We start from the raw sequence: 21,870 nt of genomic DNA, 5'->3' as shown, positions 1-21,870 counted from the left end.
GCCGATGTCTGCTGCAACCATCCTTGAAGAGGAAGAGAAGCACTCCCTTCATTCCAGGGAATTCGGGTTCTGGATCTATCTGATGACCGACGCGGTCATCTTCGCGCTGTTGTTTGCGACCTACGCTGTCCTGTCGGAAAACTCCGCAGCCGGTCCGACGTCAAAAGAGCTCTTCGATCTCAGCAGGACTGCCGTTGAAACCGGCTTGCTGCTGGTCTCCAGCCTGACCTTCGGGATGGCGAGCATTGCGCTGATGAATGACCAGAAGGGCCGCGTGGTCCAATGGCTCTTTGTGACCCTGCTGCTCGGCTTCGCGTTTCTGGCAATGGAGCTGAGTGAATTTGCCGGAATGATCGAAAAAGGTGCGGGTCCGGAGGTAAGCGGCTTTCTGTCCGCCTTCTTCACGCTGGTGGGCACACACGGACTGCACGTTGCGTTCGGGGCACTCGGGATCGTGGTTATGATTGGCCAGATCATGGTCAAGGGCCTGACGCCGCCCGTTCGTTCCCGGTTGATGCGGCTCGGGCTGTTCTGGCATTTTCTCGATATTGTCTGGATCGGGATCTTTTCGGCGGTCTATCTGCCGGGCGTTCTATAGGGGGCACATATGAACCATTCCGCTGAACGCAGCCTGTCTACCTATCTCACCGGGTTTGTGCTTGCAGTTGTGCTGACGGCAATTCCCTTCGCCCTGGTCTGGGGCGGACTGCTCACAGGCAGTGCCGTATATTTCGTCATCGCCGTTGCCGCGGTTCTGCAGGTGATTGTTCACCTGGTCTTTTTTCTACACATCGACCTGAAATCCACCCCGGTCGAAAACCTGTTCTTTCTGGCCTTTGCCGCGGTGCTCATTTTCATCATGGTCGGCGGCAGTCTCTGGATCATGATGGATCTGCACCACCGCATGCAGTGAATGCCTGGTCGCCATTGAGGCGTCTCGCCGCAATCGACGACCAGCCTGTCCGAAAGGGAGAATGACATGAGATGCAATCGCAACCCGCTTGCCGGAAGTCTTCTGGCCGCAGGGCTGATGCTGGCCGCTACCAACGGTGCACTTGCCGACTGTCAGGCGGACATCGACAAGGTTGAAAATGCCGTTACCCACTCCGAGAGGGAGGGTATCGACATCACTGTTGCAGAGAAGATGCGCGCACTGCTCCAGGAAGCGAACAAGGAACGGCACGCAGGCAACGAAGCAAAATGCCAGGAGCTGATCAACCAGGCAAAATACATCGGCGACGTGGAGTGACGACCGATAATGTATCTGTTCCACTGGTCGGTTTGCTGCGCTTGAGGTAAGAGAACCCGTTCCGGAACAGGTGTGGGGAAACATGATTTCGGTCGTTCTTGGATGAAATCGTGCCGGGACATGGCGATTGTGGGCGCCGGCATTGCCGGCTCGATCGCAGCTCTGGAGCTTGCTGATCGCGGTAACCGCGTCGTGCTTTACGATGCCGGAGCAGAACCGCTGACTGCGGCATCGCTGGTCAACGAAGGCAAGATCCATCTCGGGTTCGTTTACGGCGGGGACAGTTCAGGTCTGACCGCACGGCGCATGATCGACGGCGCGCTTCAATTCCGGTCCATCGTGTGCCGGTGGATGGCGCAAGACCTTTTCGCTTCTTCCGTAACGCAGCCATTCGATTATGCCGTTCCCGAGGGGTCTCAGCTTTCCGCGGGTGCGGTAGAACAGCACTTTGTGCTGGTGCAGGATATCCTCCGCGAGCGGCTAGCGGCACCAAATGCAGACTACCTCGGCGAAATGGATCTGCCGGCCTTCCGGCGTCTGACCTCCCATCCTTATGCCTCCGAAGCTGGCAAGATCGAGGCGGCCTTCGGAACGCCGGAACGATCCGTCGACACGCGAGCCATTGCTGCTTCACTGCGCGCAGCGGTTCTTTCTCACCCGCGAATCGAGTTCAGGTCCATTCACAGGGTGACGCGTTTCGAGACACGCCGGTCCGGATGGCAAGTGGTTGGTGAACATCGCGCTGACGGACCATTCGACCGGGTGCTCAACGCCGCCTGGGAGCAGCGCCGCTTTCTTGATCATGCCAGCGGCTTTGCTGATGATGCCTCGTGGTTCCTGCGCTACAAGATGGCGGTGCTGCTGCCGGATGTTGTCGAAGATCTGGCGAATGTTACGCTCATGTTGGGGCGATACGGGGATGTCGTGCGGTATGAGACAGGCCGGGTGTATCTGTCCTGGTACCCGTCGATGATGCTCGCCAGCACACGCGACCTTTTGCTTCCGCACCCAGAGATCACTTCTTCCCGAAAGGCCGAAATTGTGCGCAGTTCCGTTGCCGCACTTGCAGCCTACTATCCGAAGTTAGCTGAGTTCCTGCGCTTTCCCGAAACGGACGAAGCACCGTTGATCGGCGGAGTTATCGACGCAAGAGGCGCAAGTGATATCGACGATCGCGTGAGCGATCTGCACAAGCGCAGCAGAATAGGCCCCAGCCTCCTGGCCGATGGTTATTGCAGCCTTGATCCGGGCAAATACACGACCGCACCGATGTTTGCGCTTGAAGCGGCGGACGCGCTGGCATCTTCAAGCCGGGTTCATCAAGTCATCGCCTCATGAAGTTTCCTGCAATATGGCCATGGAAACGGCCTCGTCTGACAATCTGTATTCCTGCCTACCGGCCGAACGGGTTTCTGGAACGGGTGCTTGCGTCGGTGCAGGAGCAGAGCTTTCGCGACTTTCGTGTTGTCATTTCCAATGATGGCGGTTTCGAACGGGAAACCTTCGAACCGTTCCGGCGCATGGCAAACGTGCGTATCTACCATCAGCGGAGACGACTCGGCTGGGTGGAAAACGCCAATTGGCTGATCAGAAGGGTAAGGACGCCGTATTTTGCCATCCTGCCGCAAGACGACACCATTGAGCCGGACTATTACGCCGCTCTTGTGGATCTTCTGGAAAAGACACCTGCTGCCGGAAGCGCTTGCACCGCAATTCAGACCGTCGGCAGGCCGGATGAACACATCATCCGCAGCAAAAGCGTGAGCGGAGACCTGGAAGCGCGGATCAGTCAGGTGTTCGGGATGAGTTATGCCGGCGTCAGTTTTCGGGCGGTCAATCGGACACCGCCAAACCTTCGTGATCTGACCGTTCCCGGAAACCGGTTCGACAACATGTTCGCCGACAGTACCTGGATCATGCGCCAGGCGATTCAGGGAGAAATGCTTTATCTCGACCGGCCGCTCTACAGGAAGCTCTACCACGGCGGCAACACTCACACGGGCTGGCTGGAAACACCGGCCAAAACCCTTGCATCCGCCTGGATGCGTTATTGCCAGCAGATGGCACTCTATGCGGCACGGTCCGTGGCTGACGAGTACCAGCGCGAGGCCATATTCGATCTTGCCTGCGAGCGGGTCTTTTCCAGAAACAGCGAGTTGAGACCGCTAGCCGTCGGCACGGCATTCGACGCGATCTGGAGCCAGAGTGAACTGGATCTGCGCCAGGAGGGAATGAAGAAGATGCTGCGGCGTTCATTGATGCAGCGCCAGGGTGGCTGCAACGCGTGGCGAGAACATATGGTCCGCGTCGCCCGAGGCACGCGATAGCAAAGTGCCTGCGGCGAGCGGCACAATAGAGATTCAAGCTGAATGGGGAAGATGGTGCCGGCAGCAGGATTCGAACCCGCGACCCCGAGATTACAAATCACGTGCTCTACCAGCTGAGCTATACCGGCGCCGGGGATGGCTTCTACCAGATTGGGCGCACTTGTCCATGCCCTGATTTGCATTTTTCGATTCTGATTCCGAAAAACCAGCTAAACCTCTCTGATAATTTCGAAAGTTGGGTAACCGCTGTGGATAGTTTCGCGTGCGCAGGGTTTATGCGACCCAGAAATTCAAAATCGCGACGTCTCGATTCCAATGTCGTTCCTGCAAATTGAGGGAAGCAGTTGTGGCGTAGGCGCAATCAAGAGGCATCGTGTTCGTTCAGTGGGGTAGCGCACGGCCATCTTGCAAGTTCCCTGGAACGGAATCATTTCCTTGCCTTGGCATAATATGCTCGCGCAGCACATCAAGCACTGATCCGTATAGCCGATGTGCCCCTGATCAAGGCGGACGCTTGGCGACGTCCAAACTGCGGCATTCGCCAATCCAGCGTTCGCAAGCGCTGAAGGGGCTCTGCGAAGAGGGGGCGGCAGCTTGCATGAACCGGGTTTTGCACCCATAAATGCGCACTCTGAATATCAGCCTGTCGCTTCCAGCGCGGGCTCCTCTGGTTTTACCGGAAGGCAGGCTGGATAGACCAAACACTGTTCGGTCCCGTCATCACTTCCGTTTCACCCTCAGTGGAAAATCTGCCGTGACACATGTGGTTCTGCCCGAAATCATGTGCGCCAATTGGATCGATTTAAATGACTGAAGCGCAGCGCATCTGCCTCATTTTCTATCTGCAGCCGATCGCACTCGGCGCTTGGCTGCCGCATATTCCAGGCGTCCAGACCACGCTCGGACTGACCAACAGTGAGTTGGCGATTGCGCTCGTCGGGGCGCCGGTCGGCACTTTGACAACCTTGACGATCGCGGGGCGCATTGCAGGCTGGATCGGCGCCAAGCGGATCACGCTGGTCTTTTATCCGGTCTTTCTTCTCGCCATGCTGTTGCCCTTCATGGCGACAACCCAGTGGCTTTTGATGGCCGCGCTCGCGCTTGTCGGCGGATCGATGTCCATCCTGGAACTCGGGCTCAACGTTCTGGCTGACGATTACGAGACGCGCACCCATCACAAGATCATGAGCAGAGCACACGGCTGCTGGAGCTTCGGACTGCTGTCTGGAACGCTGATTGGCTCGGCTGTGGCGGGTTTTGCCCTGTCGCCCTTTCTGGCCGGTATCGCGATCGCGATCCTGGTTCAGGCCCTGGTGCTGCCTGTAATCCTGCGGTTGCCTTTGCCGCCCGAAGGGCAGTCGACCAAACCCGAGCAGAGCGGTTTCCGGTTGCCACATCCGGTTTTGCTTGGCGTCTGTTTTTTCACTTTTGGAACGACATTGGTGGAAGGGGCCGTTGCGGATTGGGCTGCGGTCTATCTCCGGGACGCCTTTGCCGCCAATCCGGGCCTCGCCGGGCTGGGCATATCGATCTTTTCGCTGTGTCTGGCTTCGACCCGGCTCATGGGAGACCGCTTGCGCCAGGTTGCGGCGCCAGGACGCCTGGGGCAGGTGCTTGCGTTCATAGGACTGATTGGTCTGAGCCTGATATGGTTTGCACCGAACGCGCCGATTGCACTTATCGGTCTGGGAGTTCTGGGATCGGGAGCAGCGCTCGCGTTTCCCCTTGGAGTGACCGCGGCATCCGCAGCGCCAGGAGGAAGTGCGGCTTCCAATGTCGCCGTGCTTTCCTTTGTGGCTCTGCTTGGCTTTCTGGTCGGGCCGCTCACCATCGGACCGCTCGCCGATGCCTTCGGTATTCGGGCGGCGCTCATGGTGCTGGCACCGATGATCGGTATCAGTCTGCTATTGGCGCCTTGCCTGACCCGATCGGAGGCGACGCGGGCGAACAGAACTGCCGCCAGCTCCGTGACTGCAGCGCGCGGAGAGGCGCTTTGAAACGGATGGTGAAAGGAGAGGGGCCTTACAGCCCCATTTTCATCCGCGCCACATAGAGTGACAGTACAGCGGCATTTGAAACATTGAGCGAGCGAATCTCGCCCGGCATGTCGAGGCGGGCCGTCAGGCCGCAGGCTTCGCGCACACCCTGACGCACGCCTTTTCCCTCTGAGCCCAGTACCAGAACTGTCCTGTCGCTGAACGTTGTCTCTTCAAGACTTGCCGGGCCATCGCTGTCGAGGGCAATGCAGGAAAAACCTTCGTCCTTCATCTCGGCGATGAAGCGGGCCATGTTTTTCACCCGGACATGTTTGATCATGTCGAGTGCACCGGAAGCGGATTTCGCCAGAACGGAGCCTTCTTCGGGTGCATGGCGTTCAGTTGTTACCACCGCATCGGCATCAAGCGCGACAGCCGAGCGCAGGATTGCGCCGACATTGTGCGGATCTGTGACCTGGTCAAGTGCCAGCACGAGCCGCGCACCTTTCAGATGCTCGGCGCCATAAGCGGGCAGGGGATCGGCTTCCAGAATCATGCCCTGATGGACAGCATCCTTCGTCACCATCCGGTCCAGCGCGCGGGGCATCATGGATTCAACAGGGACATCGATTTTCACGCCACGTTCTTCGAGGCGGCGAACGGCATTGTCCGTTGCGAATAGCTTCAGCCGCTTGCGATCCTTGTTGGCAAAGGCTGCTTCAACGGTGTGGAGGCCGTAAAGCAGCACCGGGCCTTCCGGGGGGAGGCCCGGACGGCGCGGCGTAGGTTTGCCACCGAACTTCTTGTTGCCACGAAAGCCCGGCTTGCCGGCTGGGCGCGAAGGTTTCTTGTCGTCACTCATGGCGCAGCTCTACCGGGATTTCCACGTCAGGAAAAGAGGGAAAGACAGTGCGACTGTTCCATATCCATTGCTTCAAGATGGCTTCAGGATCATGCAGCTGACGGTGCCATGGGCGATCAGTTTGCCGTTCGCGTCCCGCAGATCGCCTTCGGAGGTCGCCAGGCGGGAGCCGCGGTGGACGATCCGCCCCTCGCAAACCACTTCGCCGCTGGTTTCAAGCAGCGGGCGAACCATGTTCACGTTGAGCGATGTGGTGGTGTAGAATTCGCCGGGCTGCAGCGTGGTGTGTACCGCGCAGCTCAGCGCCGTGTCGATCAGCGTCGAAATCCAGCCACCATGGACCGTACCGAGCGGGTTCAGGAACTCGCGTGCTGGCAGGCCGGTGAAGACGGCCCGGCCTTCGGAGAATTCCTTCATCCTGATATTGGAATGCACCATGATCGGCGGGGCAGGCAGATCGCCTGCCATCATGCGCTCGAAGATATCAAGCCCGGTCATGGTGGCAAAGGCTGCCTTTGGAAGCGCGCCAAGGGTGTGGGTCTTGCCGTTTTCGGTCAGGGTCTGGGGATCGCTCATGATTGGTGTCCTGAAAGGGTGGTCTCGTCGGGGTCTGATTGGGAGGCAGTGTCTGCGGCGGTTTTTTCCTGGCTGTCCAGAATGTGAACCGCCTTGCGCAACTTGGACATCTGGGTGCGAACGGCATCTGCGCCGTCCGGGCCGAGCAATGTGCTGACCTCTTCCTGTGCCTTGAGCCAGGTGCGGTGGATCTCAATCACCTTTGTCTCGCCCAGTTGTGTCAGCACTGGAAGAACCTTTCGGCCTTTGCCATCTTGCCGGGTTACAAGACCGGCAACTTCCAAAGGCTTGAGGTTTCGGGCCAGCGTGGATCGATCGATGCCGAGGAAACGGGCGATCTCTGCCGCCGAACTTGCAGACCCGTCGGCAATCGCAGCCAAAAGCTGGGCCTGGGTCAGTTCAAGACCAAGCGCTGCCATGTGCCTATTATAATGACGGGTCAGAAGATTGGCGGTGCGCCGGGCAGCGTGACCGAGGCAGGTTCGGCCCATGTGCTGGAAATCGATATTTTTGAGAGAAGATGGCATTTGTTGTAGATACAACAACCAAAGAATCTGCTCAAGAGTGCAGTTGTGTCCGACTGGTTTTTCAAAAGGGCAGCAGGTGCAGGCATTGGCACAAATGGCCTCGTCAAAGGAAAGGGCTCGTTGATGAAAGTTGTCCACAGGCTGGGGTCGCGTGATGCCGGATTTTCAGCAAAACGCAGGGGAACCGTGACATCACAGCCGTGCTGCGGCAATCTGGTGGTGCCGTCGGCCTTGGCAATAGCTCACGTTCGAAGCGTCTGTTTCGAGCGTCCTGCTGATTTTGTTCAATTCTTTGCAAAATCGACGTTGACAGGGCGGGGCCCTATCTGCATAACACGCGCCACGGGATTGCTCGCCCCTTCCGGGCGGGCTCTTCGGTAAGCCATCCTGATCGCTTCGGCGTGAAGCAGGACGAGATGGAGGAGTGCCCGAGTGGCTAAAGGGGACGGACTGTAAATCCGTTGGCTATGCCTACGTTGGTTCGAATCCAACCTCCTCCACCATCGTTCCTGGTTCTCTCGTTGTGCGGGTGTAGCTCAATGGTAGAGCAGCAGCCTTCCAAGCTGACGACGAGGGTTCGATTCCCTTCACCCGCTCCATCATGGGTGCTGATCGGAGTGTCCGGAACGGAAGGCTCTTTCGCCCGGAAATCCTGACAAGAAGTTCAACGGGAAGCAATTCGTCGCTCGCGGATCTGTCCAAGGCGCCGGAACGCGTCCCGCCTCGACCTAATTCGACCGAACCGAGTATTGGACAGAGAGCGACGCCGATGGCGAAGGAAAAATTTGAGCGCAACAAGCCGCACGTTAACATTGGCACGATTGGCCACGTTGACCACGGCAAGACGACGCTGACCGCAGCAATCACCATGACGCTGGCTGAAACCGGCGGTGCGACTGCAAAAGCTTACGACGAAATCGACGGCGCGCCTGAAGAAAAGGCTCGCGGCATCACCATCTCCACGGCACACGTTGAGTATGAGACGGAAAACCGTCACTACGCACACGTCGACTGCCCTGGTCACGCCGACTACGTCAAGAACATGATCACCGGTGCAGCGCAGATGGACGGCGCGATCCTGGTCTGTTCTGCCGCTGACGGCCCGATGCCGCAGACCCGCGAACACATCCTCCTGGCTCGCCAGGTTGGTGTTCCGGCTCTGGTCGTGTTCATGAACAAGGTTGACCAGGTCGACGACGAAGAGCTTCTCGAGCTCGTCGAAATGGAAATCCGCGAACTGCTGTCTTCCTACGAATTCCCGGGCGACGACATTCCGATCGTCAAGGGTTCTGCACTGGCAGCCGTTGAAAACCGCGATCCGGCCATCGGCCGCGATGCGATCCGTGAGCTGATGGCTCAGGTCGACGCGTACATCCCGACCCCGGAGCGTCCGAAGGACCTTCCGTTCCTGATGCCGATCGAAGACGTCTTCTCGATCTCCGGCCGTGGTACGGTTGTGACCGGTCGTGTTGAGCGCGGTATCGTGAAGGTTGGCGAAGAAGTCGAAATCGTCGGCATCAAGGACACGCAGAAGACCACGGTCACCGGCGTTGAAATGTTCCGCAAGCTGCTGGACAGCGGCGAAGCAGGCGACAACATCGGCGCGCTGATCCGCGGTATCGCACGTGAAGACGTTGAGCGTGGCCAGGTTCTTTGCAAGCCGGGTACTGTTACCCCGCACACGAAGTTCAAGGCTGAGGCTTACATCCTCACCAAGGAAGAAGGTGGTCGTCACACCCCGTTCTTCACCAACTACCGCCCGCAGTTCTACTTCCGTACGACGGACGTGACCGGTGTGGTGTCCCTGCCGGAAGGCACGGAAATGGTGATGCCGGGCGACAACGTCTCCGTCGAGGTTGAGCTGATCGTGCCGATCGCCATGGAAGAAGGCCTGCGCTTCGCTATCCGCGAAGGTGGCCGTACCGTCGGCGCTGGCGTCGTCGCATCCATCATCGAATAAGATGATTTCGGGCTGCCGGGCCTTGTGCCCGGCAGTCCCGCCTCTTAAGTCTTGCGATGTGCGGCTTCAGAGGGTATCAGGAGCAAGTTCGCCCAGGCGGACTTCTGAAGGGGTATAGCTCAGCTGGTAGAGCGACGGTCTCCAAAACCGTAGGTCGCGGGTTCGAACCCTGCTGCCCCTGCCAATTTGCTCTTGATTAATCTGCCTCGAGGGCTTAAAGAGTTTCCTCGAGTGAGGCGCGCGAAGTTTTTCGCGCGCCCACTCGTATTTAACAGACCGGAATCGGAATGGCGAAGACCAATCCCTTTAAATTCATCCAGGAAGTACGCGCGGAAACGTCCAAGGTAACTTGGCCGACGCGCAAAGAAACAGCAGTGACCACTGTCATGGTTTTCATCATGGTTGTGATCGCGGCGATCTTTTTTCTCGTGGCAGATCAGTTGATGGGCTTCGGGATCGGCTATCTTCTGGGTGTCGGCGGCTAATTTCAGTCAGCCGCCCGGGCGACTGTCCGGTTTGAAGACAAAGAACAAGAAACGGAACTGAGATCCATGGCCAAGCGCTGGTACATTGTGCACGCCTACTCCAATTTCGAGAAGAAGGTCGCCGAGTCCATCCGCGAAAAGGCCGAGCAGAAGGGTCTGTCCGACCTGTTCGAAGAGATTCTCGTTCCGATGGAAAAGGTCGTTGAAGTGCGCCGTGGCCGCAAGGTCGATGCAGAGCGCAAGTTCTTCCCGGGCTACGTCCTGGTGAAGATGGAAATGACCAACGAGGCTTTCCACCTCATCAAGGATACTCCGAAGGTAACCGGGTTCCTGGGCGCGGATCAGAAGCCGATGCCGATCCCGGAAAAAGAAGCAATGCGCATCATCAACCAGGTGCAGGAAGGCGTGGACCGGCCGAAGCCGTCCGTGACTTTCGAGGTTGGCGAGCAGGTGCGTGTTTCCGACGGTCCGTTCGCGTCCTTCTCCGGCCTTGTCGAGGAAGTGGACGACGAGCGTGCGCGTTTGAAGGTGGCCGTGTCCATCTTCGGCCGTGCAACGCCGGTGGAACTGGAATTCGGTCAGGTCGACAAGCTCTGATCGTTTGCTGCCCCGAGGGGTGGCGTGAGAGCCCGGTCGCAGTGTCCACAAGGATGCGGCATCCGGGGTGAAAGGGTGGAAGGTTCCGGAACTCTTCGCCGGGTTCCAACAGGGCCGAACCACCAACTCCCAATCAGCTGAAGAGCCATTCAGCTGTTAATGACTGGAGAGAAACATGGCGAAAAAAATCGAAGGTTTCCTGAAGCTTCAGGTGCCGGCAGGTTCCGCTACTCCGTCGCCGCCCATTGGTCCGGCGCTCGGTCAGCGTGGTCTGAACATCATGGAATTCTGCAAGGCCTTCAACGCCGCTACGCAGGATGCTGAAAAGGGCGCACCGTGCCCGACCGTGATCACCTACTACTCCGACAAGTCCTTCACGTTCGAAGTGAAGACGGCTCCGGTCAGCTTCTTCCTGAAGAAAGCTGCCAAGCTGCAGAAGGGCTCCCAGACCCCGGGCCGTGGCACGGTTGGTTCTGTGACCAAGGCGCAGGTGAAGGAAATCGCCGAAGCCAAGATGAAGGACCTGAACGCCAACGACATCGACGCAGCTATGCTGATGGTCGAAGGCTCCGCCCGCTCCATGGGCCTCGAGGTAACGGAGTAAGATCATGGCGAAGGTTGGAAAGCGCATCCAGGCAGCTCGTGAAGGTATCGACCGCAACAAGCTGTATTCCCTGAACGAAGCCATCGGCCTCGTGAAGGACCGTTCCAAGACCAAGTTCGACGAAACCGTTGAAGTTGCGATCAATCTCGGCGTTGATCCGCGTCACGCAGACCAGATGGTCCGCGGCGTGTGCATCCTGCCGAACGGCACCGGCAAGACCGTTCGCGTTGCTGTGTTTGCTCGCGGCGACAAGGCCGAAGAAGCCAAGGCTGCTGGCGCCGACATCGTCGGTGCAGAAGAGCTGGTTCAGGAAGTTCAGGGCGGCAAGATCGACTTCGATCGCTGCATTGCAACTCCGGACATGATGCCGCTCGTCGGTCGTCTCGGTAAGGTTCTCGGCCCGCGCGGCCTGATGCCGAACCCGAAGGTTGGTACCGTGACCCCGGACGTCAAGTCCGCCGTCAACGACGCCAAGGGCGGCGCTGTTCAGTTCCGCGTTGAAAAGGCCGGTATCGTTCATGCTGGCGTTGGCAAGGTGTCCTTCTCTGAAGAAGCGATCACCCAGAACGTCAAGGCTCTGCTGGACGCCGTTCAGAAAGCCAAGCCGACTGGCGCAAAAGGCACCTACCTGAAGCGCATCGCCGTGTCCTCCACGATGGGCCCGGGCGTAAAGGTAGATCTCGCCACCGTTGCTGGCGAATAATCCGGTCTTTCCGGATTGATACGAGATTTCGGCTGAAAGGCCGAATAGACCCGGCGGCTTGCTGCCGGGTTGCCCTGTCCGAGACTGCAGGTGCCGGGAAACCGGCTTAAGCCGAACAAGGCCTGCATAGATGGGTGAGAACCGAATTTCCCACCGATCCGGTGGAAAACCTGGTTCGAACCAGACCTTGCCGAGCGCTTCTGGCGCGAAGGTGAGGGGACAGGACCCTGAGCGTCGCCAGGACAGGCGGTACCGGGTTCGGGACCATCTGCCAGGCGGCAAGGTAAACCGGCGGCGTCACAGCCGCCAAATGGAGAAGGCAAGTGGAAAGAGCGGAAAAGCACGAGTTCGTGTCGGCCCTCAACGCCGAGCTGGGTAACACCGGTGTTGTCGTCGTCGCGCACTATGCAGGCCTTTCGGTAGCTCAGATGACCGCACTGCGGGCATCCGTGCGCGAAGCCGGCGGCACTGTAAAAGTCGCAAAAAACCGCCTTGTCAAACTCGCCCTTCAAGGCACCGACCTTGAGCACATCTCCGACCTGTTTCAGGGCCCGACCGTTATCGTCCATTCCGACGATCCGGTAGCCGCTCCGAAAGCAGCCGTCGATTTCGCCAAGGCAAACGATAAGTTTGCGATCCTTGGTGGTGCTCTTGGCTCGACCAACCTGAACCCGGATGGGGTCAAGTCTCTGGCAACCATGCCGTCGCTCGATGAGCTGCGTGCGAAACTGGTTGGCATGATCCAGACCCCGGCTTCCCGGATTGCACAGGTTGTCAACGCTCCGGCCGGGCAGCTTGCCCGCGTCTTCGGCGCTTACGCCAAGAAGGACGAGGCCGCATAAGGCGTCCAAAACACACTGTCTCACGTAACCAAAACTGGTTCGAACTTAAGGTACTGAAAAATGGCTGATCTTGAAAAGCTCGTTGAAGAACTGTCCGCACTGACCGTTATGGAAGCTGCTGAACTCAGCAAGCTTCTGGAAGAAAAGTGGGGCGTTTCTGCTGCTGCTCCGGTCGCAGTTGCTGCTGTTGCTGCTGGTGGCGGCGATGCAGCTGCTGCTGAAGAAAAGACCGAATTTGACGTTATCCTGGCTTCTGCCGGCGACAAGAAAATCAACGTCATCAAGGAAGTCCGTGCAATCACCGGTCTTGGCCTGAAAGAAGCTAAGGAGCTCGTCGAAGGCGCTCCGAAGCCGGTCAAGGAAGGTGTTGGCAAAGACGAAGCAGAAGAGCTGAAGAAGAAGCTCGAAGAAGCTGGCGCATCTGTCGAGCTGAAATAATAGAGGCCTACCGGCCTTTTGAACGGTCCCGGGCAACCGGGACCGTACCTAGCCCCGGCGGGATTTTCCCGTTTCCGGGGCAAACGTACCACTAGGGCATCCTGCTTTCGCAAGACGGCAGATGAAGATGTTCTAGGCCCCTAAGACCGGTCAACTTGTCTGGTTTCAGGTGAGGGCACCTGAAGCAGGTTGATCCAGGGGGGACGGTTTTCCGAAGCGCCCGGGCGCTCGCCCGATTGGAAAAGGGGCGTTTCGGGAAGCCGTTACCCGGCCGATACGAGGAGCGACAATGACCCAAACGTTCAACGGTCGCAAAAAGGTCCGTAAATATTTCGGATCGATCCGCGATGTCGCGGCTATGCCTAATCTCATCGAGGTTCAAAAAGCATCCTACGACCAGTTTCTGCAGGTCGACGAGATGCCGGGCGGTGGCCGCAAGAATGAAGGCCTTGAAGCGGTCTTCCAGTCCGTATTTCCGATCTCCGATTTTGCGGGCACTTCCCTTCTGGAATTTGTTTCCTTCGAATTTGAAGCTCCCAAATACGACGTCGATGAGTGCCGCCAGCGCGACATGACCTTCGCGGCTCCGCTGAAGGTTACCCTGCGCCTGATCGTGTTCGATGTCGATGAAGACACCGGCGCGAAGTCCGTGAAAGACATCAAGGAACAAGATGTCTACATGGGCGACATGCCGTTCATGACCGACAACGGCACTTTCATCGTCAACGGCACCGAGCGTGTCATCGTTTCCCAGATGCACCGTTCTCCGGGTGTGTTCTTCGACCATGACAAGGGCAAGACCCATTCTTCCGGCAAGTTGCTGTTCGCAGCACGCGTGATCCCGTATCGCGGTTCCTGGCTCGATATCGAATTCGACGCCAAGGACATCGTGCATGCGCGTATCGACCGTCGCCGCAAGATCCCGGTTACGTCCCTGCTGATGGCGCTTGGCCTCGATGGTGAGGAAATCCTCAACACGTTCTACAAGCGTATCGATTACACCCGTCAGAAGGACGGCTCCTGGCGCATGCCGTTTGACGGCAACCGTCTGAAGGGCACCAAGGCGTCCTACGACCTGATCGACGCCGACAGCGGCGAAGTGGTGATCGAGGGTGGCCGGAAGATCACTCAGCGCACCATCAAGCAGCTTGAGGAAAAAGGCGTCATCGCCCTGAAAGTGACCGACGAAGACCTTCATGGCCAGTATTTGGCTGAAGACATCGTCGACATGAAGAGCGGTGAGATCTACGCTGAAGCAGGCGACGAGATTTCCGGCAAGCTGCTGGAGGAACTGGTCGATCGTGGTTACCACGAGCTGCCGATGCTCGACATCGATCATGTCAACACCGGTCCGTACATCCGCAACACCCTGTCGGTCGACAAGAACGAGTCTCGCGAAGATGCTCTGTTTGACATCTACCGGGTGATGCGTCCGGGCGAGCCGCCCACCATCGACACTGCCGAGGCGATGTTCCAGTCGCTGTTCTTCGACGAAGAGCGCTATGACCTGTCCGCCGTTGGCCGCGTGAAGATGAACATGCGTCTCGACGTGGAGTGTGCCGACACCGTTCGCACGCTGCGCAAGGACGACATCCTGGAAGTCATCCGGGTTCTTCTTGAACTGCGCGATGGCAAGGGCGAAATCGACGACATCGACAACCTCGGCAACCGCCGTGTTCGTTCTGTCGGCGAGCTGATGGAAAATCAGTACCGCGTCGGTCTGCTGCGCATGGAACGTGCGATCAAGGAACGCATGAGCTCTGTCGAAATCGACACGGTCATGCCTCAGGACCTGATCAACGCGAAGCCGGCTGCTGCTGCCGTTCGTGAATTCTTCGGCTCCTCGCAGCTGTCGCAGTTCATGGACCAGACCAACCCGCTGTCGGAAGTCACCCACAAGCGCCGCCTGTCGGCACTTGGCCCGGGCGGTCTGACCCGCGAACGCGCAGGCTTCGAAGTCCGCGACGTTCACCCGACGCACTACGGCCGTATCTGCCCGATTGAAACGCCGGAAGGCCCGAACATCGGTCTGATCAACTCGCTGGCAACCTTTGCCCGTGTGAACAAGTACGGCTTCATCGAAAGCCCGTACCGGAAAGTGAAAGACGGCGCCGTTACCAACGAAGTCGTTTATCTTTCCGCCATGGAAGAAGCCAAGCACTACGTGGCCCAGTCCAACGCCGTCTACGACGACGAGGGCCGGTTCACCGAAGAGCTGATCACCTGCCGTCACGCCGGTGAAAACATGATGGTTCCGTCCGACAAGGTCGACCTCATGGACGTGTCGCCGAAACAGCTCGTGTCCGTTGCGGCCGCGCTCATTCCGTTCCTTGAGAACGATGACGCCAACCGCGCACTGATGGGCTCGAACATGCAGCGTCAGGCCGTTCCGCTGGTTCGTGCCGAAGCACCGTTCGTCGGTACAGGCATGGAGCCGATCGTGGCACGCGATTCCGGTGCAGCCATCGGTGCCCGCCGCGCTGGCGTTGTCGATCAGGTGGATGCGACCCGTATCGTTATCCGTGCGACCGAAGACCTCGATCCGGGCAAGTCCGGCGTCGATATCTACCGGCTGCAGAAGTTCCAGCGGTCCAACCAGAACACCTGCATCAACCAGCGTCCGCTGGTGCGTGTCGGTGACCGGATCCACAAGGGCGACATCATTGCCGACGGTCCGTCGACCGATCTCGGTGATTTGGCGCTCGGCCGGAACGTGCTCGTCGCGTTCATGCCCTGGAACGGCTACAACTTCGAGGATTCCATCCTCCTGTCCGAACGCATCGTCTCCGACGACGTGTTCACCTCCATCCACCTCGAGGAATTCGAAGTGATGGCGCGTGACACCAAGCTTGGGCCGGAAGAAATCACCCGCGACATTCCGAACGTTTCGGAAGAAGCGCTGAAGAACCTCGACGAAGCCGGTATCGTCTACATCGGTGCCGAACTGAACCCGGGCGATATCCTGGTCGGCAAGATCACTCCGAAGGGCGAAAGCCCGATGACGCCGGAAGAAAAGCTTCTGCGTGCCATCTTCGGTGAAAAGGCGTCCGACGTTCGCGATACTTCCCTGCGCCTGCCGCCGGGGGTTTCCGGTACCGTTGTCGAAGTGCGCGTCTTCAACCGCCACGGCGTTGAAAAAGACGAACGCGCGATGGCGATCGAGCGCGAGGAAATCGAGCGTCTCGCAAAGGACCGCGACGACGAACAGGCGATCCTCGACCGCAACGTCTATGGCCGTCTGGCCGAGATGCTGATGGACAAGACCGCTATTGCCGGCCCGAAGGGCTCCAAGAAGGACACCGTACTGACCGGGGACGTTCTCAACGACTTCCCGCGCTCGCAGTGGTGGCAGTTCGCCACCGACGACGAGAAGTTCATGTCCGAAATCGAAGCTCTGCGTGGTCAGTATGACGACAGCCGCAAGCGTCTCGAGCAGCGTTTCATCGACAAGGTCGAGAAACTGCAGCGCGGTGACGAACTGCCGCCGGGCGTCATGAAGATGGTCAAGGTCTTCGTTGCCGTGAAGCGCAAGCTTCAGCCGGGCGACAAGATGGCCGGCCGTCACGGCAACAAGGGCGTGGTCTCGAAGATCAACCCGTGCGAAGACATGCCGTTCCTTGAAGACGGCACGCATGTCGATATCGTGCTGAACCCGCTCGGCGTTCCGTCGCGCATGAACGTCGGTCAGATCCTTGAAACCCACCTGGGTTGGGCCTGCCGCGGCATGGGTAACCGGATCGGCGAAATGTACGACGAGTACAGGAAGTCAGGCGAGATCGGCGAATTGCGCGGCAAGATTGTCGAGATCTACGGCGACAACATGAAGGGCGACAACGTCAAGGAATACGATGACGAAGGTATCGTACGCCTGGCGGAGCAGCTGAAGAAGGGCGTCAGCATCGCGACGCCGGTCTTCGATGGTGCTCGTGAACCCGATGTCGTCGAGGCGCTCAACATTGCCGGCTACGACCCGAGCGGCCAGTCCGTTCTGTACGATGGCCGGACCGGTGAAGAGTTCGACCGCAAGGTAACCGTGGGCTACATCTACATGCTGAAGCTCCACCACCTTGTCGACGACAAGATCCATGCCCGTTCCATTGGCCCGTACTCGCTCGTCACCCAGCAGCCGCTCGGTGGTAAGGCACAGTTCGGTGGCCAGCGCTTCGGGGAAATGGAGGTCTGGGCGCTTGAAGCTTACGGTGCAGCCTACACGCTGCAGGAAATGCTCACCGTCAAGTCGGATGACGTTGCCGGCCGTACGAAGGTCTATGAGGCCATCGTTCGTGGCGACGACACCTTCGAGGCAGGCATTCCGGAAAGCTTCAACGTGCTTGTGAAGGAAATGCGGTCCCTGGGTCTCAACGTTGAACTGCAACGAACCGATGTCCCCGTGATCGGCGAGGAAGAAACTGCGGACGCCGCAGAATAACCCCGCCTACGGACCACAAATGACTTGGAATGCCGGTTGCGGGGAGGGGCGCAAGAGCTCGCTCCCCCACCGCGCATCGAAGGAGATGGATCATGAATCATGAGGTCATGAACCTGTTCAATCAGCAGGCTCCCGCACAGACCTTCGACAATATCCGGATTTCGCTTGCGAGCCCGGAAAAGATCTTGTCCTGGTCTTTCGGCGAAATCAAAAAGCCGGAGACCATCAACTACCGTACGTTCAAGCCTGAGCGCGACGGTCTGTTCTGCGCGCGCATCTTTGGCCCGATCAAGGACTACGAATGTCTTTGCGGCAAATACAAGCGCATGAAATACAAGGGCGTCATCTGCGAAAAGTGTGGCGTTGAAGTCACACTGTCGCGGGTTCGCCGTGAGCGCATGGGCCACATCGAACTGGCTGCGCCCGTCGCGCACATCTGGTTCCTGAAGTCCCTGCCGAGCCGTATCGGTCTTCTGCTCGACATGACGCTGAAGGACCTGGAACGCGTTCTGTATTTCGAGAACTACGTTGTTCTCGAGCCGGGCCTGACCCCGCTCAAGCAGCACCAGCTTCTATCGGAAGAAGACTTCATCGCCGCTCAGGACGAGTATGGCGAAGATGCCTTCACCGCCATGATCGGTGCCGAGGCGATCCGCGAAATCCTGATGAGCATGGATCTGGAACGCGAGAGCGAGAAGCTGCGTCAGGAAATCGCCGAGGCGACCACTGAACTGAAGCCGAAGAAGCTTGCCAAGCGCCTGAAGGTTATCGAAGCATTCATGGAATCGGGCAACCGCCCGGAGTGGATGATCATGACCGTGGTTCCGGTTATCCCGCCGGATCTGCGCCCGCTGGTACCGCTTGACGGTGGCCGTTTCGCGACGTCCGATCTGAACGATCTCTACCGCCGCGTGATCAACCGTAACAACCGTCTGCGTCGCCTGATGGAGCTGCGTGCTCCGGATATCATCATCCGGAACGAAAAGCGCATGCTTCAGGAGTCCGTTGACGCCCTGTTCGACAACGGCCGCCGCGGCCGCGTCATCACCGGCGCCAACAAGCGTCCGCTGAAGTCGCTGTCCGACATGCTGAAGGGCAAGCAGGGCCGGTTCCGTCAGAACCTGCTTGGCAAGCGCGTCGACTATTCCGGCCGTTCGGTTATCACCGTGGGTCCGGAACTGAAGCTGCACCAGTGCGGTTTGCCGAAGAAGATGGCGCTCGAGCTTTTCAAGCCGTTCATCTATTCGCGCCTCGACGCCAAGGGTTTCTCCTCGACCGTCAAGCAGGCCAAGAAGTTGGTTGAAAAGGAACGTCCGGAAGTCTGGGACATCCTCGACGAAGTCATCCGTGAGCACCCGGTTCTCCTGAACCGCGCGCCGACGCTGCACCGTCTTGGTATCCAGGCCTTCGAACCGACCCTGATCGAAGGCAAGGCCATCCAGCTCCATCCGCTCGTCTGCTCGGCCTTCAACGCCGACTTTGACGGTGACCAGATGGCTGTTCACGTACCGCTTTCGCTGGAAGCCCAGCTCGAAGCGCGTACGCTGATGATGTCGACCAACAACATTCTGCATCCGGCAAACGGTGGCCCGATCATCGTTCCTTCGCAGGATATCGTTCTGGGTCTCTACTATCTGTCCATCATGGCAGAAGGTGAGCCGGGCGAAGGCATGGTCTTCGGCAACACTGGTGAGATCCACCATGCGCTGGCCAACAAGGTCATCACGCTGCATACCAAGGTGAAGGGCCGGTATCGGTCCATCGATGCGGAAGGCAATCCGACTTCCGAAATCATCGAGACCACTCCGGGCCGCATGCTCATCGCGGAGCTTCTGCCGAAGCACCACGAAGTGCCGTTCGAGGTCTGCAACAAGCTGATGACCAAGAAGGACATCTCCAAGATGATCGACACGGTTTACCGTGCCTGCGGTCAGAAGGAGACGGTTATCTTCTGTGACCGGATCATGCAGCTTGGCTTCAAGAACGCCTGTAACGCCGGCATCTCCTTCGGCATGGACGACATGGTCATTCCGGACACCAAGCACAAGCTGGTGGCCGAAACCTCGTCGCTCGCGACCGAATACGAGCAGCAGTACAACGACGGTCTGATCACCCAGGGCGAAAAGTACAACAAGGTTGTCGATGCCTGGGCGAAATGTACCGACAAGATTGCTGACGAGATGATGGCCCGCATCAAGGCGGTCCAGATCGATGAGGAAACCGGTCGTCAGAAGCCGATGAACTCGGTCTACATGATGTCGCACTCCGGTGCTCGTGGTTCGCCCCAGCAGATGAAGCAGCTGGCCGGCATGCGCGGCCTGATGGCCAAGCCGGACGGTTCCATCATCGAGAACCCGATCATCTCGAACTTCAAGGAAGGCCTGTCGGTTCTGGAGTACTTCAACTCCACCCACGGTGCCCGTAAGGGTCTGGCCGATACCGCTCTGAAGACCGCAAACTCCGGTTACTTGACCCGCCGTCTGGTGGACGTCGCGCAGGATTCCATCATCCTGGAACCGGATTGCGGATCCACGCGCGGCATCACCGTTGCTCCGATCGTCGATGCCGGTAACGTCATCGCTTCGCTCGGCATGCGCGTTCTGGGCCGTACGACTGCGGAAGATGTCTACAACAACCAGACCGGCGAACTGCTTGTCCCCAAGGGCACGCTGATCGACGAGAAGGATGTTGATGCCATCGAGGCTGCCAAGGTTCAGCAGATCAAGATCCGCTCGGTTCTTACCTGTGAAACCGAAACCGGCGTCTGCGCGACCTGCTATGGTCGTGACCTTGCTCGCGGTACGCCCGTGAACATGGGTGAAGCTGTCGGCGTCATTGCCGCACAGTCGATCGGTGAGCCTGGCACGCAGCTGACCATGCGTACCTTCCACATTGGTGGTACCGCACAGGTTGTCGACAGCTCGTTCATCGAGTCCAACGTCGACGGCACGGTCAAGATCCGGAACCGTTCGGTCAATCGCGACAGCGACGGCAACCTGATTGCCATGGTTCGCAACATGTCCATCGTTGTCATCGACAGCGACGGCAACGAGCGTGCCGTGCATCGTGTGGCCTACGGCTCCAAGCTGCATGTCGATGAAGGCGATGCGGTCAAGCGCGGTCAGCGGATTGCCGAGTGGGATCCGTATACCCGTCCGATGCTTGCTGAAGTCGATGGTATCGTGGACTTCGAGGATCTGGTCGATGGTGCGTCCGTTCAGGAAACGGCCGACGAAGCGACCGGCATCACCAAGCGTGTCGTCATTGACTGGCGTTCTTCGCAGCGTGGTCAGGATCTGAAGCCGGCTATCGTCGTCAAGGACGAAAAAGGCAGCATTTCCAAGACCGATCGTGGCTCCGATGCCCGTCTCATGCTTTCCGTTGACGCGGTTCTGTCCGTTCAGCCGGGAGCTTCGGTCAAGGCTGGTGACGTTCTGGCCCGTATCCCGCTGGAAAGCGCCAAGACCAAGGACATCACCGGTGGTCTGCCGCGTGTTGCGGAACTGTTCGAGGCTCGCCGTCCGAAGGATCATGCGATCATCGCCGAAATCGATGGTACGATCCGCTTCGGTCGCGATTACAAGAACAAGCGTCGCGTCATCATCGAGCCGGCGGAAGAAGGTGTCGAGCCCGTCGAATACCTCATCCCGAAAGGCAAGCACTTCCATCTTCAGGAAGGCGATGCCATTGAAAAGGGTGAGTACATCCTCGACGGCAACCCGGCTCCGCACGACATCCTGGCGGTTAAAGGCGTGGAGGCCCTTGCGGCTTACCTCGTCAACGAGATCCAGGAAGTCTACCGCCTGCAGGGCGTGACCATCAACGACAAGCACATTGAAGTGATTGTCCGCCAGATGCTGCAGAAGGTCGAGATCACCGATCCGGGCGATACGGAGTTCTTCTCCGGCGAACAGATCGACAAGATCGACTTCGAGGAAGCCAACCGCCGGGCGATCGACAATGCACGCGATCCTGCCAAGGGGACGCCGGTTCTGCTCGGCATCACCAAGGCGTCGCTGCAGACGCGCTCGTTCTTCTCCGCCGCCTCCTTCCAGGAGACGACCCGCGTCCTTACCGATGCGGCAGTCAACGGCAAGACCGATCCGTTGGTCGGCCTCAAGGAGAACGTCATCGTCGGCCGCCTGATCCCGGCCGGTACCGGTGGGGTGATGAAGCGGATCCGTCAGATCGCGACACATCGCGACGACCTGATCCAGGAAGCTCAACGTCAGCAGTCTTCGGACAGTGCAGCGGAAGGCCTTCTGGAAGATATGACCGGTGCAGCCGAGTAATCG

General features: G+C 58.7%; 18 protein-coding genes and 4 tRNA genes. 18 read left to right on the top strand and 4 right to left on the bottom strand.

The genetic code is table 11. From position 1 onward, the window contains the following. Nucleotides 1-4: 4 nt before the first annotated feature. From cyoC to J7447_RS28535, 5 genes are all read left to right on the top strand, one after another. Nucleotides 5-598, top strand: coding sequence for a cytochrome o ubiquinol oxidase subunit III (gene cyoC, locus J7447_RS28555; RefSeq protein ID WP_023001143.1), 594 nt, complete (start codon nucleotides 5-7; stop codon nucleotides 596-598). Nucleotides 599-607: 9 nt separating this feature from the next. Next, nucleotides 608-913, top strand: a complete 306-nt coding sequence (cyoD, locus tag J7447_RS28550) for a cytochrome o ubiquinol oxidase subunit IV (protein WP_023001144.1) — start codon at nucleotides 608-610, stop codon at nucleotides 911-913. 66 nt (nucleotides 914-979) lie between these two features. Beyond that, nucleotides 980-1,249, top strand: a complete 270-nt coding sequence (locus tag J7447_RS28545) for a hypothetical protein (RefSeq protein WP_209171594.1) — start codon at nucleotides 980-982, stop codon at nucleotides 1,247-1,249. A gap of 120 nt (nucleotides 1,250-1,369) precedes the next feature. Continuing rightward, nucleotides 1,370-2,587, top strand: a complete 1,218-nt coding sequence (locus J7447_RS28540) for an FAD-dependent oxidoreductase (RefSeq protein ID WP_209171593.1) — start codon at nucleotides 1,370-1,372, stop codon at nucleotides 2,585-2,587. Further along, nucleotides 2,584-3,576, top strand: a complete 993-nt coding sequence (locus tag J7447_RS28535) for a glycosyltransferase family A protein (protein WP_209171592.1) — start codon at nucleotides 2,584-2,586, stop codon at nucleotides 3,574-3,576. The genes J7447_RS28540 and J7447_RS28535 overlap by 4 nt, the downstream gene beginning before the upstream one ends. 52 nt (nucleotides 3,577-3,628) lie before the next feature. Here J7447_RS28535 and J7447_RS28530 read toward each other — a convergent pair. After that, nucleotides 3,629-3,704: transfer RNA gene (locus J7447_RS28530), tRNA-Thr, on the bottom strand. Nucleotides 3,705-4,382: 678 nt separating this feature from the next. On the opposite strand from J7447_RS28530, the gene J7447_RS28525 reads away from it, so the two are divergent. Next, on the top strand, nucleotides 4,383-5,573 hold the full coding sequence (locus J7447_RS28525; RefSeq protein WP_209171591.1) for an MFS transporter: 1,191 nt from the start codon (nucleotides 4,383-4,385) through the stop codon (nucleotides 5,571-5,573). Between the two features lie 25 nt (nucleotides 5,574-5,598). On the opposite strand, the gene J7447_RS28520 is transcribed toward J7447_RS28525, so the two are convergent. The 3 genes from J7447_RS28520 to J7447_RS28510 all read right to left on the bottom strand — a co-directional run bounded on the left by J7447_RS28520 (nucleotide 5,599) and on the right by J7447_RS28510 (nucleotide 7,481). Further along, complete coding sequence (locus tag J7447_RS28520; protein WP_209171590.1) at nucleotides 5,599-6,414, bottom strand: RNA methyltransferase; 816 nt, start codon at nucleotides 6,412-6,414, stop codon at nucleotides 5,599-5,601. A gap of 72 nt (nucleotides 6,415-6,486) precedes the next feature. After that, complete coding sequence (locus tag J7447_RS28515; protein ID WP_023001152.1) at nucleotides 6,487-6,990, bottom strand: PaaI family thioesterase; 504 nt, start codon at nucleotides 6,988-6,990, stop codon at nucleotides 6,487-6,489. Next, on the bottom strand, nucleotides 6,987-7,481 hold the full coding sequence (locus tag J7447_RS28510; protein ID WP_209171589.1) for a MarR family winged helix-turn-helix transcriptional regulator: 495 nt from the start codon (nucleotides 7,479-7,481) through the stop codon (nucleotides 6,987-6,989). Before J7447_RS28510 ends, J7447_RS28515 begins: the two co-directional genes overlap by 4 nt. 454 nt (nucleotides 7,482-7,935) lie before the next feature. On the opposite strand from J7447_RS28510, the gene J7447_RS28505 reads away from it, so the two are divergent. The 12 genes from J7447_RS28505 to rpoC all read left to right on the top strand — a co-directional run bounded on the left by J7447_RS28505 (nucleotide 7,936) and on the right by rpoC (nucleotide 21,867). Continuing rightward, nucleotides 7,936-8,020 (top strand) — tRNA-Tyr (locus tag J7447_RS28505). Nucleotides 8,021-8,042: 22 nt separating this feature from the next. Continuing rightward, nucleotides 8,043-8,116 (top strand) — tRNA-Gly (locus tag J7447_RS28500). A gap of 170 nt (nucleotides 8,117-8,286) precedes the next feature. Then, on the top strand, nucleotides 8,287-9,477 hold the full coding sequence (gene tuf, locus J7447_RS28495) for an elongation factor Tu (protein WP_006936456.1): 1,191 nt from the start codon (nucleotides 8,287-8,289) through the stop codon (nucleotides 9,475-9,477). Nucleotides 9,478-9,585: 108 nt separating this feature from the next. Beyond that, nucleotides 9,586-9,661: transfer RNA gene (locus J7447_RS28490), tRNA-Trp, on the top strand. A 103-nt stretch (nucleotides 9,662-9,764) separates the two neighbouring features. After that, entirely contained in the window at nucleotides 9,765-9,962 is a 198-nt protein-coding gene (gene secE / locus J7447_RS28485; RefSeq protein WP_006936470.1) for a preprotein translocase subunit SecE, read from the top strand. A 66-nt stretch (nucleotides 9,963-10,028) separates the two neighbouring features. Further along, on the top strand, nucleotides 10,029-10,559 hold the full coding sequence (gene nusG, locus J7447_RS28480) for a transcription termination/antitermination protein NusG (RefSeq protein WP_006936469.1): 531 nt from the start codon (nucleotides 10,029-10,031) through the stop codon (nucleotides 10,557-10,559). 175 nt (nucleotides 10,560-10,734) lie between these two features. Then, nucleotides 10,735-11,163: a 50S ribosomal protein L11 gene (gene rplK, locus J7447_RS28475; RefSeq protein WP_023001581.1), complete on the top strand. Its 429-nt coding sequence runs from the start codon at nucleotides 10,735-10,737 to the stop codon at nucleotides 11,161-11,163. Between the two features lie 4 nt (nucleotides 11,164-11,167). Beyond that, the gene (rplA, locus tag J7447_RS28470; protein WP_055654723.1) at nucleotides 11,168-11,866 is read left to right on the top strand and encodes a 50S ribosomal protein L1; all 699 of its coding nucleotides are present in this window, start codon (nucleotides 11,168-11,170) and stop codon (nucleotides 11,864-11,866) included. A 323-nt stretch (nucleotides 11,867-12,189) separates the two neighbouring features. Further along, entirely contained in the window at nucleotides 12,190-12,708 is a 519-nt protein-coding gene (rplJ, locus tag J7447_RS28465) for a 50S ribosomal protein L10 (protein WP_209171588.1), read from the top strand. 60 nt (nucleotides 12,709-12,768) lie between these two features. After that, nucleotides 12,769-13,146 carry a 50S ribosomal protein L7/L12 gene (gene rplL, locus J7447_RS28460; protein WP_023001584.1) on the top strand — a complete coding sequence of 126 codons (378 nt, stop codon included), beginning with the start codon at nucleotides 12,769-12,771 and terminating at the stop codon, nucleotides 13,144-13,146. Between the two features lie 289 nt (nucleotides 13,147-13,435). Then, the gene (gene rpoB, locus J7447_RS28455; RefSeq protein WP_209171587.1) at nucleotides 13,436-17,575 is read left to right on the top strand and encodes a DNA-directed RNA polymerase subunit beta; all 4,140 of its coding nucleotides are present in this window, start codon (nucleotides 13,436-13,438) and stop codon (nucleotides 17,573-17,575) included. 92 nt (nucleotides 17,576-17,667) lie between these two features. Next, nucleotides 17,668-21,867 carry a DNA-directed RNA polymerase subunit beta' gene (gene rpoC / locus J7447_RS28450; RefSeq protein ID WP_023001586.1) on the top strand — a complete coding sequence of 1,400 codons (4,200 nt, stop codon included), beginning with the start codon at nucleotides 17,668-17,670 and terminating at the stop codon, nucleotides 21,865-21,867. Nucleotides 21,868-21,870: the final 3 nt, after the last annotated feature.

This window comes from Labrenzia sp. R5_0 (assembly GCF_017743835.1).
Classification (GTDB): domain Bacteria; phylum Pseudomonadota; class Alphaproteobacteria; order Rhizobiales; family Stappiaceae; genus Roseibium; species Roseibium algicola.
Note: the sequence above shows the minus strand (reverse complement) of the source record. Positions and strands in the feature narration are given on the sequence as shown.

Bases quoted from the DNA above. Each gene is read 5' to 3' on its own strand.
- cyoC (WP_023001143.1), top strand. From the start codon at position 5: ATGTCTGCTGCAACCATCCTTGAAGAGGAAGAGAAGCACTCCCTTCAT.
- cyoD (WP_023001144.1), top strand. From the start codon at position 608: ATGAACCATTCCGCTGAACGCAGCCTGTCTACCTATCTCACCGGGTTT.
- J7447_RS28545 (WP_209171594.1), top strand. From the start codon at position 980: ATGAGATGCAATCGCAACCCGCTTGCCGGAAGTCTTCTGGCCGCAGGG.
- J7447_RS28540 (WP_209171593.1), top strand. From the start codon at position 1,370: ATGGCGATTGTGGGCGCCGGCATTGCCGGCTCGATCGCAGCTCTGGAG.
- J7447_RS28535 (WP_209171592.1), top strand. From the start codon at position 2,584: ATGAAGTTTCCTGCAATATGGCCATGGAAACGGCCTCGTCTGACAATC.
- J7447_RS28525 (WP_209171591.1), top strand. From the start codon at position 4,383: ATGACTGAAGCGCAGCGCATCTGCCTCATTTTCTATCTGCAGCCGATC.
- J7447_RS28520 (WP_209171590.1), bottom strand. From the start codon at position 6,414: ATGAGTGACGACAAGAAACCTTCGCGCCCAGCCGGCAAGCCGGGCTTT.
- J7447_RS28515 (WP_023001152.1), bottom strand. From the start codon at position 6,990: ATGAGCGATCCCCAGACCCTGACCGAAAACGGCAAGACCCACACCCTT.
- J7447_RS28510 (WP_209171589.1), bottom strand. From the start codon at position 7,481: ATGGGCCGAACCTGCCTCGGTCACGCTGCCCGGCGCACCGCCAATCTT.
- tuf (WP_006936456.1), top strand. From the start codon at position 8,287: ATGGCGAAGGAAAAATTTGAGCGCAACAAGCCGCACGTTAACATTGGC.
- secE (WP_006936470.1), top strand. From the start codon at position 9,765: ATGGCGAAGACCAATCCCTTTAAATTCATCCAGGAAGTACGCGCGGAA.
- nusG (WP_006936469.1), top strand. From the start codon at position 10,029: ATGGCCAAGCGCTGGTACATTGTGCACGCCTACTCCAATTTCGAGAAG.
- rplK (WP_023001581.1), top strand. From the start codon at position 10,735: ATGGCGAAAAAAATCGAAGGTTTCCTGAAGCTTCAGGTGCCGGCAGGT.
- rplA (WP_055654723.1), top strand. From the start codon at position 11,168: ATGGCGAAGGTTGGAAAGCGCATCCAGGCAGCTCGTGAAGGTATCGAC.
- rplL (WP_023001584.1), top strand. From the start codon at position 12,769: ATGGCTGATCTTGAAAAGCTCGTTGAAGAACTGTCCGCACTGACCGTT.
- rpoB (WP_209171587.1), top strand. From the start codon at position 13,436: ATGACCCAAACGTTCAACGGTCGCAAAAAGGTCCGTAAATATTTCGGA.
- rpoC (WP_023001586.1), top strand. From the start codon at position 17,668: ATGAATCATGAGGTCATGAACCTGTTCAATCAGCAGGCTCCCGCACAG.